Below are 16,185 nucleotides of genomic sequence, written 5' to 3'. Positions count from 1 at the left end.
GATACATGACGACGCTGACGGTGACGGCCAAGGGACAGGTGACGCTGAAGAAGGAACTGCTTCAGCACCTTGGTGTGCAACCGGGGCAGAAGATCGAGGTCGACCCGCTGCCCGGCGGAAGGCTTTCGATCACAGCCGCGCGGCCAAAGGGCAAGATCGAGGACTTTTACGGGATCGTGGCTGGCAAGACCGACAAGGTTGCCACGATCGAGGAGATGAATGAGGTGATCGAGAAGGGCTGGGCGGGGTTGTTGAGGTGAGGATTACCGCCGACACGAATTTGCTTGTGCGAATGGCAACAAGGGATGACGAGCTTCAGGCTGCGACCGCGTTGAAGATAATCTCAACGGCAGAATGGGTAATTGTGCCGATCCCGTGCATCCTTGAACTCGTTTGGGTGCTCGGGAGCCTCTACCGCCTTCCACGCAGCGAAATCGCCGAGGCCGTGCATGTACTGATCAATTCGGCGAATGTTCTGACCGAGGTGCCAGTAGTGGAAGCCGGATTGGATGTCTTTGCGGCCGGCGGGGATTTCGCAGACGGAATTATTGCCAGCTCCGGTGCTGCAATGGGCTCGGAGATGTTTGTGTCATTCGACCGCAAGGCCGTGACCCATGTCAGCAAATTAGGTCTTGCCGCTCAGCATGCGAACACGTTCGCATGACCGTTTTCACCCCCGCCACCGCCGAAGCCGTGCTGGAAACCGTTCAATGGGCGGTCGACGAGGAGACGTCGCTGGAGATCACCGGCCACGGGTCCAAGCGCGGCATCGGCCGGCCGGTGCAGGCGGCGCATGTGCTCGATCTTTCGCAGCTTTCCGGCGTCACGCTGTATGAGCCGGAGGAGCTTGTGCTTTCGGCCAAGGCGGGAACGCCCGTGGCCGAGATCGAGGCGATGCTGGTCCGGCACAGCCAGCGGTTCGATTTCGAGCCGATCGATTATGGGCCGCTGCTGGGACAGGAGGCCGGGCGCGGGACGGTCGGAGGGATGCTGGGCGCCAATCTGTCGGGGCCGCGGCGGATCAAGGCCGGGGCCGCGCGTGATCATGTGCTGGGCATCCATGCCGTCTCGGGACGCGGCGAAAATTTCAAATCCGGCGGGCGGGTGGTGAAGAACGTGACCGGCTACGACCTGTCCAAGGGATTGGCGGGCTCGTGGGGCACGCTGGCGGTGGTGACGGATGTCACGTTCAAGGTGCTGCCGGCGAGCGAGACGGAGCGGACATTCGTGCTGGCCGGGTTGGACGATGCCGGGGCGGCCGGCGCCATGGCGGAAGCGATGGGATCGAGCGGCGAGGTCTCAGGCGCGGCGCATCTGCCGGAGGGCGTTGTGGGGCGCTTTTTCGGCGGGGCGTTTTCGGCGGCCTCCACGGTTCTGCGCGTCGAAGGCTTCGGCCCCTCGGTCGACTACCGCATCGACCTTCTGGCCCGGCTGTTGAAGCCATACGGGGCGGGCGAAACGATCGAGGCGGACGGCAGCAAGCGGCTGTGGCGCGAAATCCGCGATGTCGCGCCGTTTGCCGATGGGTCAAACGCGCCGGTGTGGCGGGTATCGGTCGCGCCGACGGTAGGCCATCGGCTGGTCGATGCCTTTCGCCGCGCGGCGGGCGCCAATGCCTATTACGACTGGCAGGGCGGGCTGATCTGGCTACGCATGGAAGCCGACCCCGAAGCGGAGACATTGCGTAAGCTGATCGCCCATTTCGGCGGCGGCCATGCGACGCTGGTGCGGGCGCCGGAAAGCCTGCGCGCCGCCCTGCCCGTCTTTCAGCCGCAGCCGCCGGCACTGGCGGAGCTTGCGCGGCGTCTCAAGGAGCAGTTCGATCCGCGGAACATTCTCAACCCCGGGCGCATGGCCAACCCGAACGGCCAGGCGCATGGCCGTGGATCGAGAGCATGATAGGGTGGCACCGTTTTTCAAGATTGGGAGAAGGCAAATGAGCGATCCGAACAGCGAACCCGCACCGCAGCGCAAGACCGACGGCTGGCTGGAACCGGGGCCCACGAACATTCAGGTCATCTACGTTCTTTACCTCGTCAGCTTCGTCATCGGCATCTCCGCGCTGGTGGGCATCGTGCTCGCCTATATGAACCGAGGCAAATCGGAAGCGTGGGTGGAAACGCACTACACCTGGGCGATCCGCACCTTCTGGATCGGCATCCTCTTCGGCCTGATCTCCGCCATACTGATGGTGGTCGGCATCGGATTCCTGCTGCTTCTGGCCGTGGCCGTCTGGGCCGTCGTGCGCATCGTCATCGGGCTGCAGGCCGTCAGCCGCCGCGAGCCGATCAAGAACCCTCAAAGCTGGATTTTGTAACCACATATGCAGACCAATTTCACGGCCGAGCAGCTTGCCGATCCCCATGTCGCGGAATCGGAGCAGATCCTGCGCAAATGCGTGCATTGCGGGTTCTGCACGGCCACATGCCCGACCTATGTCGAGCTCGGCAACGAGCTCGACAGTCCGCGCGGGCGCATCTATCTCATCAAGGACATGCTGGAGAACGACAGACCGGCGGACGAGGAGGTCGTCACCCATATCGACCGCTGCCTTTCGTGTCTTGCCTGCGTGACCACCTGCCCCTCGGGCGTCGACTACATGCATCTGGTCGACCATGCGCGGGCGCATATCGAAAAGACATACAAGCGCCCCCTGCCCGACCGGGTGATACGCGCCGTGCTGGCGCGGGTGCTGCCCTATCCGAGCCGGTTTCGCGCCGCGCTCAGGCTGGCAAAGCTCGGCCGTCCCTTTGCGCCGTTGTTGCGGACTATTCCCGGCCTGAAACCGCTGGGCGCGATGCTGGCGCTGGCGCCCTCGCACGTGCCCGCACCGGCAAGGGCCGCCAAGCCGGGGCGGCATGAAGCCGAAGGCGCCAGACGCGCCCGCGTGGCGCTGCTGACGGGCTGCGCGCAATCCGTGCTCGATCCGGAGATCAACGCGGCGACGATCCGCCTGCTCAAGCGTCTGGGCATCGAGACGGTGGTGCCCGAGGGCGAGGGCTGCTGCGGAGCGCTCGTCCACCATATGGGACGCGAGGAAGAGGCGCTTGCCTTCGCGCGCCGCAATGTCGACGCCTGGACGCGCGAAATCGAGGGGGGCGGCCTCAACGCCATCGTCATCACCGCGTCGGGCTGCGGCACGACGATCAAGGACTACGGCCACATGCTGCGGCTCGATCCCGCCTATGCGGACAAGGCCGCGCGGGTCTCGGCGCTGGCCAAGGACGTGACGGAGTTCCTCGCCACGCTCGACCTGCCCGAGCCCGCGATCGAGCCGGGACTGGAGGTCGCCTACCACTCGGCCTGCTCGATGCAGCACGGCCAGAAGATCACGCGCCAGCCGCGCGATCTCCTGAAAGCCGCCGGCTTCACCGTCAAGGAGCCGCGCGAGGGGCATCTGTGCTGCGGTTCCGCCGGCACCTACAACATCATGCAGCCGGAAATTTCGGCGAGGCTGCGCGAGCGCAAGGTGCGGAATATCGAGGCGACGGGAGCACAGGCGATCGCCACCGGCAATATCGGCTGCATCACGCAGATCGCCGGCGGGACCGCGATGCCCATCCTGCACACGGTGCAACTGCTCGACTGGGCTTATGGCGGGCCGAAGCCGGATGTGATTGCGTTGTGAGGGCTGTAGGGGTCATCGGTTAGATTGATTCTACGGTCATGATTTACCGCCGCGCCCTGCGCGACCCCCCTCTGCCCTGCCGGGCATCTCCCCCTCAAGGGGGGAGATTGGCTCTCATGACTGATTTCGCCAATCTTCGACCATTCAAGAATCAAGAGTAACGTTGATGAAGAAATGATCTACCCCCTTGAGGGGGGAGATGCCCGTCAGGGCAGAGGGGGTGCGAAGGGGCGCTGCGGCAAATCGTGATTGTAATGCCACCATGAAAAAGGGTGGCGCATTCCCGAGGCGCCGCCCTTCTTCGTATGCCCGGCGATCGCCGCGCCGGACATCCCCCGTTCGATGATCAGATGACGACGACCCTGGTGCCTACCTGGACACGGTTGTAGAGGTCGATGACGTCTTCGTTGCGCATGCGGATGCAGCCGGACGACACGGCGCGGCCGATGCTCCAGGGCGCGTTGGTGCCGTGGATCCGGTAGAGCGTGGAGCCGAGGTAGAGAGCACGCGCGCCGAGGGGATTGGACGGTCCGCCCTTCATATGCGCGGGCAGGATGCGGCCCTTTTTCTTTTCGCGGGCGATCATCTCGGCCGGCGGACGCCAGTCCGGCCATTCGCGCTTCTGCGAGATTTTCTCGGTTCCCGACCAAGAGAAGCCCTCCTTGCCGACGCCGACGCCATAGCGGCGCGCCTTGCCGCCGGGCTGCACGAGATAAAGAAAGCGCTGGCCGGTATCGACAACGATGGTGCCGGGCTTGTGCGGTCCGTCGTAATTCACTTCCTGCGGCAGGAATTTCGGGTCGATACGGTTGTCGGGCTGCTGTGGCGCACGCGGCGCAACGGCGGCGGTGTGCAATCGCTGCGGGGCGGGCGGAAAGGCGCGTTGCCGTTCTACTTGGCGGGGCCGCTCGACATGGCGGGGCTGCGCCACGGGAACGCGGCGCTGCATCTGGCGCTGGCTCTCCTCATAGCGGCCATATTGTTCGGCCTGCCGGGCGCGGTAGCGCGCCTGCGCCTCGGCGGGCACGGTGCGAAGCTGCATCACCCACGGGGCGGACAGATCGGGACTGACCAGAACCGGCGGGCGCTCGACATAGCGGTTCTGCGCCTGGGCCCCCCAGGGTGAAAGCAGCACGGCCACAAGGCCGGCGGCACACAGAAATGGCTTCATTGACGTAATTCCTACTATTCGACGCGGTTGCCTTCAGGACGCTTCCCGCAATCTGGCGCGGGAAACGGGTGGCGGCGGACGGAAAAAGCGGTTCTCCCGTCAATCCGTGTCAGGATGCTGCATCGGCGGCGGCAAGCGAATGGTGAATCCGCATCGATAAAATGCGATAGAACGACAAAACCATTTGGCGTGGTTACCCGGCGGTTCAAAAAGCTGGTGAATCGGCCGTTAAACGACTGATTTCATGCGTTAGATCATTTGGCCGTTTCCGTGAAACGGCCAAATGATCTAACGGTTTGATTTTACGCAGTTCCGGACGGAAAAACCGGTTTCCACTTTTCCTGGAATTGCTCTAACCATCAGAGGACGGTTACATGGGCGACGAGCGGACGGGGCTGATCGAGGGGCCTGACGGGAAGACGCGATGCTTCTGGCACGCCAACCTGCCGGACTACCTGACCTATCATGACGAGGAGTGGGGCCGGCCTGTCGACGACGATATCCGCCTGTTCGAGAAGCTGTGCCTGGAAGGCTTCCAGTCCGGCCTTTCCTGGCTCACGATCCTGCGCAAGCGGGAGAACTTCCGCGAAGCCTTCGAAGGGTTCGACTTCGAGCGGGTGGCGCGCTTTAAGGACGAGGATGTCGACCGGCTTCTGACCAATGCCGGAATCGTGCGCCATGGCGGCAAGATACGCTCGACGATCAACAACGCCCAGCGCGCCATCGAGCTGCGCCGGGAGTTCGGCTCGCTGGCGCGCTATTTCTGGCGGCATGAGCCGGGGCCGGACGCCCGGCCGGCGCTGCTGGACTTTCCCACGCTTATGGCCAATCCCAAGACGGATATCTCGGCGCGCATCTCGAAGGACCTGAAAAAGCGCGGCTGGTCCTTCGTCGGCCCCACGACGATCTATGCCTTCATGCAGGCGATGGGGCTGGTCAACGACCACATCGAAGGCTGCTCGATGCGGCCGGTGGTGGAGGCGGAGCGGGAGCGGTTCACACGTCCCGTATGAACAGGTCGCCTTGACTCTCTTTCCCGTCGCCACTATCTCAGGCCCGCATTAGCACTCTCGATAGGTGAGTGCTAAAGCCATCCGGCAGCGCCGGTGGAGGGAAAACCTATTCCATCATCCGAATCAAGGGTTCAAAACATGGCCAAGACGAATTTTCGCCCGCTCCATGACCGTGTGGTCGTACGTCGGGTAGAATCCGAGGAGAAGACGTCCGGCGGCATCATCATCCCCGATACCGCCAAGGAGAAGCCGCAGGAAGGCGAAATCATCGCCATCGGCTCCGGCGCGCGCGACGAGGCCGGCAAGCTGGTTCCGCTCGACGTGAAGGAAGGCGACCGCGTTCTCTTCGGCAAGTGGTCCGGCACCGAAGTCAAGCTCAATGGCGAAGATCTCCTCATCATGAAGGAGAGCGACATCATGGGCATCATCGGCTGATAAGGCCGACATCGAAACACGCGAAAAGGGTCCCAAGCGGGATCCAGGAGCTTCAAGAATATGGCTGCAAAAGACGTAAAGTTTTCCCGTGATGCCCGCGAGCGCATGCTGCGCGGCGTCAACATCCTCGCCGACGCGGTGAAGGTGACGCTCGGCCCGAAGGGCCGCAACGTCGTTCTCGACAAGTCGTTCGGCGCACCGCGCATCACCAAGGACGGCGTGACCGTCGCCAAGGAAATCGAGCTCGAGGACAAGTTCGAGAACATGGGCGCCCAGATGGTGCGCGAAGTGGCCTCGAAGACCAACGACATCGCCGGTGACGGCACCACGACGGCCACCGTTCTGGCACAGGCCATCGTCCAGGAAGGCGCCAAGGCCGTTGCCGCCGGCATGAACCCGATGGACCTGAAGCGCGGCATCGACAAGGCTGTCGAAGACGTGGTCGCCTATCTCGCCTCCGCAGCCAAGAAGATCAACACCTCGGCCGAAGTCGCCCAGGTCGGCACGATCTCGGCCAATGGCGAAAAGGAAATCGGCCAGATGATCGCCGAGGCGATGCAGAAGGTCGGCAATGAGGGCGTGATCACGGTCGAAGAGGCCAAGACCGCCGAGACCGAGCTGGAAGTCGTCGAAGGCATGCAGTTCGACCGCGGCTACCTTTCGCCCTACTTCGTCACCAATCCGGAGAAGATGGTGGCCGAGCTCGAGGATTGCTACATCCTCCTGCACGAGAAGAAGCTGTCCAACCTGCAGGCCATGCTGCCTGTGCTGGAATCGGTCGTTCAGTCGTCCAAGCCGCTGCTGATCATCGCCGAGGACGTCGAGGGCGAGGCGCTGGCCACGCTCGTCGTCAACAAGCTGCGCGGCGGCCTGAAGATCGCCGCCGTCAAGGCGCCGGGCTTCGGCGACCGCCGCAAGGCCATGCTCGAGGACATCGCCATCCTGACGGGCGGCCAGGTGATCTCCGAGGACCTCGGCATCAAGCTCGAGAACGTGACGCTCGACATGCTGGGCCGCGCCAAGAAGGTCTCCATCACCAAGGAGAACACCACGGTCGTCGACGGCGCCGGCAAGAAGTCCGAGATCGAGGGCCGGGTTGCCCAGATCAAGGCGCAGATCGAGGAGACCACCTCGGACTACGACAAGGAAAAGCTGCAGGAGCGCCTTGCCAAGCTGGCCGGCGGCGTTGCCGTCATCCGCGTCGGCGGTGCGACGGAGGTCGAGGTGAAGGAGCGCAAGGACCGCGTCGACGACGCGCTGAACGCTACCCGCGCTGCCGTTGAAGAAGGCATCGTTCCGGGCGGCGGCACCGCGCTGCTGCGCGCTTCGCTCGCCATCAAGGCGAAGGCCGAGAACGCCGACCAGGAAGCCGGTCTCAACATCGTGCGCCGCGCCGTCCAGTCTCCTTGCCGCCAGATCGCGACGAACGCCGGTGCGGAAGCATCGATCGTCGTCGGCAAGATCCTCGAGAACGACGCGGTGACCTTCGGCTACAACGCCCAGACCGGTGAATATGGCGACATGATCACCATGGGCATCGTCGACCCGATGAAGGTCGTGCGCACCGCGCTGCAGGATGCTGCATCGGTTGCCGGCCTCTTGATCACCACCGAGGCGATGGTCGCCGAACTGCCCAAGAAGGACGCTCCGGCAATGCCCGGCGGCGGCGACATGGGCGGCATGGGTGGAATGGGCGGCATGGGCTTCTAAGCCAACCCCCGACAAGCCGACATGGAAAGGGCGTCCCGACGGGGCGCCCTTTTTCTTTGAGGGCGCTTTTTCTTTGAGGGCGCTCTTGGCGGGCGGGTTCCGCGCGGTGCCGGGGAAAGCGGCAAGCAGGGTTGCCGGCCATAACGCAAAGTTGATTGCAGCTTGCGGAAACGATGGTCGGCGGACCATGAAATTGCCTCATGCCGTCCGTAAATCGGATGCGCTTCTTTAGATAGACGAAGCAAAAACCGGATAAATCTACTATATTTTTAAGGAGACTATTTCATGCGTAACCTGATTATTGTCACTTCCGTCATTTCCATACTTGGTTTGACCGCCGCGTCGGCGCAGGACTTCCGTCCGAGCGAACCGGATTCCGGCCCGCGCGACCGGATGGCGGTCGACGTCAGTGCGATTACGTCCAGCGTCGGGGCCCCCCGGACCCCGCGCAAGCCGGCGGGTTTTTCTGCCGCTCAAGGCTTCGGCCCCAGCGACCAGAACGATGAACCGACGCCGCGCTTCCAGCAAATGCGCTGACCGGCAAGGGAATGGGCGGCCGTCATGGCCGCCCCTCCTTTGAAACCGTTCCGCCCGAAAGCTGTCGGGCGTTGCATTGCCGCTCCGTTAGCGCCATTACAAGCACGCTGAGCGGCAGTGACGCCGCGCTTCAGATCCATCGCCTTGGGCCGATCGGCCGATTGCTGAACACGGAGCGAGTTCGCATGTCCAATACCCGTACCGAAACCGATACTTTCGGCCCCCTCGACGTGGCCGCCGACCGCTATTGGGGCGCGCAGACGCAGCGGTCGCTTGGGAATTTCAAGATCGGCACGGAAAAGATGCCGGTGCCGCTGATCCGGGCGCTGGGGGTGGTCAAGCAGGCGGCGGCCGAGGTGAACCTGGACCTGGGCAAGCTCGACCGCAAAATCGGCGAGGCCATGATAGCCGCGGCCCGGGAAGTGGTCGCCGGCAAGCTCGACGATCATTTTCCTCTTGTCGTCTGGCAGACCGGCTCCGGCACCCAGTCCAACATGAATGCCAATGAGGTGATCGCCAACCGCGCCATCGAGATGCTGGGCGGCGAGATGGGATCGAAGAAGCCCGTCCACCCCAACGACCACGTCAACATGGGACAGTCGTCAAACGACACCTTCCCGACCGCCATGCATATCGCGGCCGGCCGCGAGGCGGCGGGCGAGCTTTTGCCTTCCCTCGCCCATCTGACCGAGGCGCTGGAAGAAAAGGCCAAGGCCTTCGACGGGATCGTCAAGATCGGCCGCACCCATACGCAGGACGCGACGCCGTTGACGCTGGGCCAGGAATTCTCGGGCTATGTGGCGGCCCTGAAACTCGGCGCGAAGCGCATCGAGCACGCGCTGGGCGACGTCTACGCTCTGGCGCAGGGCGGCACGGCGGTGGGCACCGGGCTCAACGCGCCCGCCGGCTTCGACAAGGCATTTGCCGACAAGGTGGCCGCGATCACCGGCCTGCCCTTCCGCACGGCCGACAACAAGTTCGAGGCGCTGGCTAGCCATGGCGCGCTCAACACCTTCCATGGCGCGCTCAACGCGCTGGCCGCGGACCTGTTCAAGATCGCCAACGACATCCGTTTTCTCGGCTCGGGTCCGCGCTCTGGGCTGGGCGAACTGAAACTGCCGGAAAACGAGCCCGGCTCCTCCATCATGCCGGGCAAGGTGAACCCGACCCAGGCGGAAGCGCTCACCATGGTGGCGACCCAGGTGATGGGCAACCAGACGACGGTGAGCATTGCCGCCAGCCAGGGCCATTTCGAACTCAACGTGTTCAAGCCCGTCATCGCCAACGCCGTGCTGCAGTCGATCCGCATCCTCACCGACGCCATGCGCTCCTTCGCGGACAATTGCGTGAAGGGCATCGAGGCGGATGAGGAGCGCATCGCCGACCTGATGAAGCGCTCGCTGATGCTGGTGACGGCGCTGGCGCCGGCCATCGGCTACGACAATGCGGCGGCGATCGCCAAGAAGGCGCACAAGAACGGGACGACCTTGCGCGAGGAAGCCCTGAAGAGCGGCCATGTGTCGGAGGAAGACTACGACCGGCTGGTGCGGCCGGAACTCATGATCGCGCCCAAATAGCGCTTTCGTCCGGCAGGCGCCCGTCCCAAGCGGCCGGGCGCGCGCCGGACGGGACAAGGGTGGGTGCCATTCCCATGGCCAGGCGGGAAACCGGAAAAACCGACCTGTGCCCCGTGCCGTCGCGTCCGGTTGACACGGCGCACGCCCGCGGGCTGAAAATCCGCGATCGCCGAGAATGTTCCGCAGCGGGTCTTCAAGCGTCTACGGTAAACGCTTTGTCAATGAAACCAGCTATTTCCCATCGCGGCAAACCGACATAAAAGCCGCTCCGGCATTAACAAACGGAAGTCATCTCATGACGAATAACCTTCTCGTTCTCGCGGGCCGCATCCTGCTCGCGCTCATCTTCATCATTTCCGGCTATGGCAAGCTTACCGGCCTTTCCGGCACCGCCGGCTATTTCGGAAGCCTGGGGCTTCCGCTGCCGATGGTCACCGCCGTGCTCGTGGGCGTGCTCGAGCTTTTCGGCGGCATTGCCGTGGCCGTGGGTTTCCAGACCCGCATCGCCGCCATCCTGCTTGCCCTGTTCACGGTAGGCTCGAGCTTCATCGCGCATTTCGACTTTGCCGACCAGATGCAGGCGATCCAGTTCATGAAGAACATGTCGATGACGGGCGGGCTGCTGGTGCTGGCCGCTTTCGGCCCCGGCAGGCTGTCCATCGACGGGCGCAGATAGGCGCCGCCTTTCCCGCCAGCCGCTTTTTCGAAGCCCGCCGCGTTGGCGGGCTTTTTCGTTCAGCCGGCTTCACGTACAGGTGAAGCGGCCCGCCCGCCATGTCAAATGCCGGTGAGAGACCGGCCAAGTCATTGCCGACGACCGGCAAAGGGCTCATGTAGGTGGCGTTTCAAGGGCAAGGGCGGTCGTGTGGGGACTTTCGGGCTCCGGTCGTGCGATCAGGCAACAGGCGGCAGGAAATGACGACCGAGAAGCTGAAAAACGGTGGGAAGAAGAGCCGGCTTGCGCATTTCGCGCCGCTGGCCGTGATCGTCGCGGTCCTTGCCGCCGGCTATGCGCTCGGCCTTCACGACTATCTGCGCCTTTCGATGCTTGCCGAAAGCCGCGAGCAGCTGAAGGCCTATGTGGATGCCCACCCCCTGCTCGCGCCGGCGCTTTTCATGCTGCTTTATGCCGCCGCCGTGGCCGTCTCCTTTCCCGCCGCCTCCGTTCTGACCATCTTCGCCGGGTTCCTCTTCGGCTGGGTGCTGGGCGGCGCGCTGGTGGTGGTTGCGGCGACGGCCGGCGCGACGGTGCTTTTCCTGGCGGCCCGCAGCGCCTTTCGCGATACGGTGCGCCGGCGGCTCGGCGGCGTGGCGGGCAAGCTTGCCCGCGGGTTCGAGGAGGGCGCCTTCGGCTATCTCTTGGTGCTCAGACTGGCGCCCATCTTTCCGTTCTGGGTCGTCAATCTGGCCCCTGCCCTATTCAATGTGCGGGTGAAGACCTATGTCGCCGCGACCGCGCTCGGCATAATGCCCGGCACCTTCGCCTATGCCTATCTGGGCAGAGGGCTCGAGAGCGTGCTTGTTGCGGCGGCCCGGTCGGGGAAAGACCTTACGGCGGCGGACCTTGTCACGCCGCAGATCACCCTGGCGTTCGCCGCGCTCGCCCTTGTGGCCCTGATACCGCTCGTCATAAGAAAGCTGCGCGCAACGAAGGATATGTGATGCCGACCACCCTCACCCCAGACATCTGCGTCATCGGCGCGGGCTCCGGCGGCCTGACCGTGGCGGCGGCGGCCGCCTCCTTCGGGGTTCCGGTGGTGCTGATTGAGCGCGGCAGGATGGGCGGAGACTGCCTCAATTATGGCTGCGTGCCCTCCAAATCCCTCATCGCCGCCGGCAGGCACGCGGCCCGGCTGCGCCATGGCGCAGGGTTCGGCATTGCCGATGTCGAGCCGGATGTCGACTTCCGCAAGGTGATGCAGCATGTGGAGAGCGTCATCGCGGCGATCGCGCCCAATGATTCGGTCGAGCGTTTCACCGCCCTCGGCGTGAAGGTCGTCCAGGAAGAGGCGCGCTTTGCCGATGCACGCACCGTGACGGCGGGAGATTTCGTGATCCGCGCCCGCCGCTTCGTGATCGCGACCGGCTCATCACCAATGACGCCGCCCATTCCGGGGCTCGACGACGTTCCCTACCACACCAATGAGACGATCTTCTCCCAGAAGAAGCTGCCCGAGCACCTGATCGTCATCGGCGGCGGGCCCATCGGCATGGAACTTGCCCAGGCGCATCGGCGGCTGGGGGCGCGGGTGACCGTGATCGAGGCGATGAAGGCGCTGGGCAAGGACGATCCCGAACTTGCAGCAATCGTCCTGAAGCAGTTGCGCGAGGAAGGCGTGGAAGTCCTGGAGCAGACCAAGGTATCGAGCGTCGAAAAGCGGGGACGCGGCGGCGTGCGCGTGCATGTGGAAGGAGCGGAGGGCCCGGGCGCCATCGATGGCTCGACGCTGCTGGTGGCGGCGGGCCGCAGCCCCAACACGCAAGCGCTGGAACTCGACAAGGCGGGCATCGCCCATGACCGCTCGGGCATCAAGGTGAGCAGGAAACTGCGCACGACGAACCGGCGGGTCTATGCCATCGGCGACGTTGCCGGGGGCCTGCAGTTCACCCATGTGGCGGGCTATCATGCGGGGCTCGTGATCCGGGCGCTGCTGTTCCGCCTGCCCGCTTCCGAAAAGCGCGACACGATACCGTGGGCCACCTTCACCGATCCGGAACTGGCACATATCGGCCTGACCGAGGAGGCCGCGCGCACGCGCCATGGAAAGATCGGCATCCTGCGCTGGCCCTATGCGGAGAACGACCGCGCCCAGACGGAGCGCAAGACAAGCGGCTTCATCAAGCTGGTCACCGGCAGGGGCGGACGCATTCTCGGGGTCTCCATCGTCGGAGCCAATGCGAGCGAGATGATGAACTTCTGGTCGCTGGCCCTCGCCAAGAAGATGAGGACACGCGACATCGCCGGCTATGTGGCCCCCTATCCGACCATGTCCGAGATCGGCAAACGAGCCGCGATAACGCACTTCACCAGCGCTACCCGCAAGCCCGTGGTGCGTGGACTCATACGCTTTATGCGCTTATTCGGGTAATCGCCGGCGGCAAGCGTTGTCGGCCCCGAACAAGGATCGGCGATGGCAAGCGAGGAACGACATCACAACGGCAGTGGCGCGGCCGGGCACGCGCCGCCGGTTCCGCTGACGCGCGGGCTGTCGACCAAGCTGCTGTTCCTGACCATCCTTTTCGTGCTCCTGGCCGAGATTCTGATCTTCATCCCTTCGGTCGCCAATTTCGGCCAGCAGTGGATGAGCCAGCGGCTGCGCACGGTTGCCGCCGTCGCGGTTGTCCTGATGAACGGCGATCCCGACAGCCTGAGCCGCGAGGCCAGCAACGAAATCCTGATGGCGACGGGAGCCAGGGCGATCGCGGTGCGCGAGGAGGGCATGTCGCGCCTTCTGGTCGTTTCGCAGATGCCGCCGCAGGTGGACATGCATGTGGACCTCGACGCGGTGGGGCCGGTGGAGGCCATCGGCCAGGCCTTCGTCACGCTTTTCTCCGGCGGCGACCGGATGTTGCGGGTTCACGGCCTGGTCGGCGAGACGGGCAAGCGGTTCGAGATTGTCATCCCCGACAGAGAACTGCGCTCGGCCATGCTCGTCTATGCCCGCAACGTGGCGCTTCTGTCGCTCATCATTTCGCTGTTCACGGCGATGCTCGTGTTCTACGCGATCAACCGGATCATGATCAGGCCCATCCGCGCGATGACGCAGTCCATGCTCGACTTCGCGGCCGCGCCCGACGACGCGGCGCGCATCATCCAGCCGGAAGACCGCGCCGACGAGATCGGCACGGCCGAGCGCGAACTGGCCGACATGCAGCGGACGCTGCAGCGAACGCTGAGCGAGCGCAAGCACCTGGCCGATCTCGGGCTCGCCGTCTCGAAGATCAACCACGACATGCGCAACATGCTGTCTTCGGCGCAGCTCATGTCCGACCGGCTGACCATGATCGATGATCCCACCGTGCAATCATTGACGCCGCGCCTCGTGCGGACGCTCGACCGCGCCGTCGCCTATACGGAGGGCGTCCTTGCCTATGGACGCACGCAGGAGGCCCCGCCGCGGCGCCGGCGCCTGCGGCTCGCGCAGATCATCGACGATGTGCAGGCGACGCTGGCGATCGACCCCGACGGCGGGATCGAGTTCATCAACGAAATCGACCCGGAGTTCGAGATCAGCGCCGATGCGGAACAATTCTTCCGGGTGCTGGCCAATCTGTGCCGCAATGCGGTTCAGGCGATGTCGGGGGAACACGATCCCGCGCTTGTGCGGCGGCTGACCGTGTCGGCGCGCGTCGACGGCGGCGAGGTGCGCATAGACATCTGCGACACGGGGCCCGGCCTGCCCCCGCGGGCGCAGGAAAACCTCTTCGCCGCATTCCGCGGCTCGGCCAAGAGCGGCGGCACCGGGCTGGGGCTGGCAATCGCCCACGAGCTGGTGAGCGCGCATGGCGGGCGGATCGAGCTGGTGGAGACCGGCAACGGACGCACCGTCTTCGCCGTGATCCTGCCCCATGCCGATGGCGGCACCGCCACTCCGTCGCAGGCAAGAGGCACGGCGCCGGCCAAGGGCGCCTGACCGCGCCGCCGGCAGCGCCATCGCGGATGCCGGAATCGGCGCGCGCCATGCTCCACCCCTCCGGCTTGCCGGCCCTTTGAAGATCGCGGGAAACAGACAAATAAATGTCATGACGGCGCTTGCTTTTGCCGGTTTCAATCGTTAGGTAGGCGGCGTTCGGTCAATGGCTTGTTCCCTTGATCACCTGCCGCCGTGGCAGACAGCGCGCCCGTAGCTCAGCTGGATAGAGCACCAGACTACGAATCTGGGGGTCAGAGGTTCGAATCCTTTCGGGCGCGCCATTAAATCCTTTGAATCATTGAAAATTTTGAGCCCGGCGCACCTGTTTCGGCGGGGCTGCGCTCGCTGCGCCGGTCCTTCTTCGCAAATGCACAAAACTGTGGCATATGCCGTGTCACAGGAAGGGACGGAGGGACGGTGCCTTGAGCGTTGCGGGAACGAGGAGAGCCTTGATGCTGGCGGCGGCCACCGGCAGGATGGCCGGCCGATGAGCCTGCCGATCATACGCACGGTTTCGGATCTGCGGGCACTGACCGCCATCTGGCGCCGGGAGGGCGCCTCTATCGCCATGGTGCCGACCATGGGAGCGCTGCACGAGGGGCATCTGAGCCTGGTGCGCGCCGCGCTTGCGCGCGCCGACCGGGTGATCGTGACGCTTTTCGTGAACCCGAAGCAGTTCAACAGCGCCGCAGACCTGGCCGCCTATCCGCGCACCGAAATGGACGACGCCGCCAAGCTGGCGCCGCTCGGCGCGCATGTGCTTTACGCCCCCTATGGGGACGAGATGTACGGACCGGGCTTTGCCACAACCGTGTCGGTGAGCGGCGTCAGCGAAGGCCTGTGCGGCGCGCACCGGCCCGGCCATTTCGACGGGGTGGCGACGGTGGTGACCAAGCTCTTCCTGCAGGGTGGCGCGGACTTCGCCTTTTTCGGCGAGAAAGATTTCCAGCAGCTTCACGTGGTCCGCCGGCTGGCGCGCGATCTCGACATCCCAATCGAGATCGTCGGCTGCCCGACGGTGCGCGAGCCCGACGGCCTGGCGCTTTCCTCCCGCAATGTGCGCCTTTCGGCGGCCGAGCGGCGCATCGCGCCGAAGCTGGCGGAAACGCTGTTCGACACGGCCGGCCGACTGGCCGAAGGCGTGCCGGCGGCCGCAGCGCTGGACGCGGCGCGCGTGGCGCTCGAAGCGGGCGGTTTCGATAAGGTGGAATATCTGGAACTGCGCGACGAGGAGACATTGGCGCCCATCGAGCAGGCCGAGAAGCCGGCCCGGCTGCTCGCCGCCGCCTGGCTCGGTGAGACGCGGCTGATCGACAATGTGAAGGTGATGCCGGCGAGGCTTTCGCTAGATCAGCGCACCGTTTCACAGAACGCTGAACTGACCTAACCATTTGAATATATGCGATTCCGGACGAAAACCGGCTCCCACTTTTCCTGGAATTGCTCTCTGGAATTGTGTTCTGCCGCGGCGCCCTGCGGC

General features: G+C 64.5%; 16 protein-coding genes and 1 tRNA gene. 16 read left to right on the top strand and 1 reads right to left on the bottom strand.

What is annotated here, in order from left to right:
* The first annotated feature begins 5 nt into the window (after positions 1 to 5).
* From NTH_RS14670 to glcF, 5 genes are read left to right on the top strand one after another with little or no spacing between them, the layout of a single operon-like run.
* The gene (locus tag NTH_RS14670) at positions 6 to 260 is read left to right on the top strand and encodes an AbrB/MazE/SpoVT family DNA-binding domain-containing protein (RefSeq protein WP_338530702.1); all 255 of its coding nucleotides are present in this window, start codon (positions 6 to 8) and stop codon (positions 258 to 260) included.
* Positions 257 to 664, top strand: coding sequence for a type II toxin-antitoxin system VapC family toxin (locus NTH_RS14665; RefSeq protein ID WP_338530701.1), 408 nt, complete (start codon positions 257 to 259; stop codon positions 662 to 664). Before NTH_RS14670 ends, NTH_RS14665 begins: the two co-directional genes overlap by 4 nt.
* Complete coding sequence (locus NTH_RS14660) at positions 661 to 1,899, top strand: FAD-binding protein (protein ID WP_338530700.1); 1,239 nt, start codon at positions 661 to 663, stop codon at positions 1,897 to 1,899. Before NTH_RS14665 ends, NTH_RS14660 begins: the two co-directional genes overlap by 4 nt.
* Positions 1,900 to 1,936: 37 nt before the next feature.
* Positions 1,937 to 2,317 carry a DUF4870 family protein gene (locus NTH_RS14655; protein ID WP_338530699.1) on the top strand — a complete coding sequence of 127 codons (381 nt, stop codon included), beginning with the start codon at positions 1,937 to 1,939 and terminating at the stop codon, positions 2,315 to 2,317.
* 6 nt (positions 2,318 to 2,323) lie between these two features.
* Positions 2,324 to 3,628, top strand: coding sequence for a glycolate oxidase subunit GlcF (gene glcF, locus NTH_RS14650; RefSeq protein WP_338530698.1), 1,305 nt, complete (start codon positions 2,324 to 2,326; stop codon positions 3,626 to 3,628).
* Between the two features lie 346 nt (positions 3,629 to 3,974).
* Here the strand turns inward: glcF and NTH_RS14645 are convergent, their stop codons facing one another.
* A complete protein-coding gene (locus NTH_RS14645) occupies positions 3,975 to 4,799 on the bottom strand; it encodes a L,D-transpeptidase (protein ID WP_338530697.1) in 825 nt (274 codons plus the stop codon).
* Positions 4,800 to 5,173: 374 nt separating this feature from the next.
* Here NTH_RS14645 and NTH_RS14640 point away from each other — a divergent pair, with 374 nt between their 5' ends.
* The 11 genes from NTH_RS14640 (at position 5,174) to panC (ending at position 16,092) form a co-directional block, all read left to right on the top strand.
* The gene (locus NTH_RS14640; protein WP_338530696.1) at positions 5,174 to 5,812 is read left to right on the top strand and encodes a DNA-3-methyladenine glycosylase I; all 639 of its coding nucleotides are present in this window, start codon (positions 5,174 to 5,176) and stop codon (positions 5,810 to 5,812) included.
* A gap of 138 nt (positions 5,813 to 5,950) precedes the next feature.
* On the top strand, positions 5,951 to 6,247 hold the full coding sequence (gene groES / locus NTH_RS14635; protein WP_265516575.1) for a co-chaperone GroES: 297 nt from the start codon (positions 5,951 to 5,953) through the stop codon (positions 6,245 to 6,247).
* 60 nt (positions 6,248 to 6,307) lie between these two features.
* Positions 6,308 to 7,957 (top strand): chaperonin GroEL, encoded by a 1,650-nt coding sequence (groL, locus tag NTH_RS14630; protein ID WP_338530695.1) that lies wholly within the window; start codon positions 6,308 to 6,310, stop codon positions 7,955 to 7,957.
* Positions 7,958 to 8,242: 285 nt separating this feature from the next.
* Positions 8,243 to 8,494 carry a hypothetical protein gene (locus NTH_RS14625; RefSeq protein WP_338530694.1) on the top strand — a complete coding sequence of 84 codons (252 nt, stop codon included), beginning with the start codon at positions 8,243 to 8,245 and terminating at the stop codon, positions 8,492 to 8,494.
* Between the two features lie 185 nt (positions 8,495 to 8,679).
* Positions 8,680 to 10,071: a class II fumarate hydratase gene (gene fumC, locus NTH_RS14620; protein WP_338530693.1), complete on the top strand. Its 1,392-nt coding sequence runs from the start codon at positions 8,680 to 8,682 to the stop codon at positions 10,069 to 10,071.
* A gap of 295 nt (positions 10,072 to 10,366) precedes the next feature.
* Positions 10,367 to 10,747, top strand: coding sequence for a DoxX family protein (locus NTH_RS14615; RefSeq protein WP_338530692.1), 381 nt, complete (start codon positions 10,367 to 10,369; stop codon positions 10,745 to 10,747).
* Between the two features lie 239 nt (positions 10,748 to 10,986).
* The gene (locus NTH_RS14610; protein WP_338530691.1) at positions 10,987 to 11,733 is read left to right on the top strand and encodes a TVP38/TMEM64 family protein; all 747 of its coding nucleotides are present in this window, start codon (positions 10,987 to 10,989) and stop codon (positions 11,731 to 11,733) included.
* Complete coding sequence (locus tag NTH_RS14605) at positions 11,733 to 13,160, top strand: dihydrolipoyl dehydrogenase family protein (protein WP_338530690.1); 1,428 nt, start codon at positions 11,733 to 11,735, stop codon at positions 13,158 to 13,160. The genes NTH_RS14610 and NTH_RS14605 overlap by 1 nt, the downstream gene beginning before the upstream one ends.
* A 42-nt stretch (positions 13,161 to 13,202) precedes the next feature.
* Complete coding sequence (locus NTH_RS14600; protein ID WP_338530689.1) at positions 13,203 to 14,705, top strand: ATP-binding protein; 1,503 nt, start codon at positions 13,203 to 13,205, stop codon at positions 14,703 to 14,705.
* A gap of 204 nt (positions 14,706 to 14,909) precedes the next feature.
* Positions 14,910 to 14,986, top strand: a tRNA-Arg gene (locus tag NTH_RS14595).
* Positions 14,987 to 15,192: 206 nt separating this feature from the next.
* Positions 15,193 to 16,092 (top strand): pantoate--beta-alanine ligase, encoded by a 900-nt coding sequence (gene panC, locus NTH_RS14590; protein ID WP_338530688.1) that lies wholly within the window; start codon positions 15,193 to 15,195, stop codon positions 16,090 to 16,092.
* Positions 16,093 to 16,185: the final 93 nt, after the last annotated feature.

The organism is Nitratireductor thuwali (assembly GCF_036621415.1).
GTDB lineage: Bacteria > Pseudomonadota > Alphaproteobacteria > Rhizobiales > Rhizobiaceae > Chelativorans > Chelativorans thuwali.
This window is presented reverse-complemented; position numbering and strand designations above follow the sequence as displayed.

Bases quoted from the DNA above. Each gene is read 5' to 3' on its own strand.
- NTH_RS14670 (WP_338530702.1), top strand. From the start codon at position 6: ATGACGACGCTGACGGTGACGGCCAAGGGACAGGTGACGCTGAAGAAG.
- NTH_RS14660 (WP_338530700.1), top strand. From the start codon at position 661: ATGACCGTTTTCACCCCCGCCACCGCCGAAGCCGTGCTGGAAACCGTT.
- NTH_RS14655 (WP_338530699.1), top strand. From the start codon at position 1,937: ATGAGCGATCCGAACAGCGAACCCGCACCGCAGCGCAAGACCGACGGC.
- glcF (WP_338530698.1), top strand. From the start codon at position 2,324: ATGCAGACCAATTTCACGGCCGAGCAGCTTGCCGATCCCCATGTCGCG.
- NTH_RS14645 (WP_338530697.1), bottom strand. From the start codon at position 4,799: ATGAAGCCATTTCTGTGTGCCGCCGGCCTTGTGGCCGTGCTGCTTTCA.
- NTH_RS14640 (WP_338530696.1), top strand. From the start codon at position 5,174: ATGGGCGACGAGCGGACGGGGCTGATCGAGGGGCCTGACGGGAAGACG.
- groES (WP_265516575.1), top strand. From the start codon at position 5,951: ATGGCCAAGACGAATTTTCGCCCGCTCCATGACCGTGTGGTCGTACGT.
- groL (WP_338530695.1), top strand. From the start codon at position 6,308: ATGGCTGCAAAAGACGTAAAGTTTTCCCGTGATGCCCGCGAGCGCATG.
- NTH_RS14625 (WP_338530694.1), top strand. From the start codon at position 8,243: ATGCGTAACCTGATTATTGTCACTTCCGTCATTTCCATACTTGGTTTG.
- fumC (WP_338530693.1), top strand. From the start codon at position 8,680: ATGTCCAATACCCGTACCGAAACCGATACTTTCGGCCCCCTCGACGTG.
- NTH_RS14615 (WP_338530692.1), top strand. From the start codon at position 10,367: ATGACGAATAACCTTCTCGTTCTCGCGGGCCGCATCCTGCTCGCGCTC.
- NTH_RS14610 (WP_338530691.1), top strand. From the start codon at position 10,987: ATGACGACCGAGAAGCTGAAAAACGGTGGGAAGAAGAGCCGGCTTGCG.
- NTH_RS14605 (WP_338530690.1), top strand. From the start codon at position 11,733: ATGCCGACCACCCTCACCCCAGACATCTGCGTCATCGGCGCGGGCTCC.
- NTH_RS14600 (WP_338530689.1), top strand. From the start codon at position 13,203: ATGGCAAGCGAGGAACGACATCACAACGGCAGTGGCGCGGCCGGGCAC.
- panC (WP_338530688.1), top strand. From the start codon at position 15,193: ATGAGCCTGCCGATCATACGCACGGTTTCGGATCTGCGGGCACTGACC.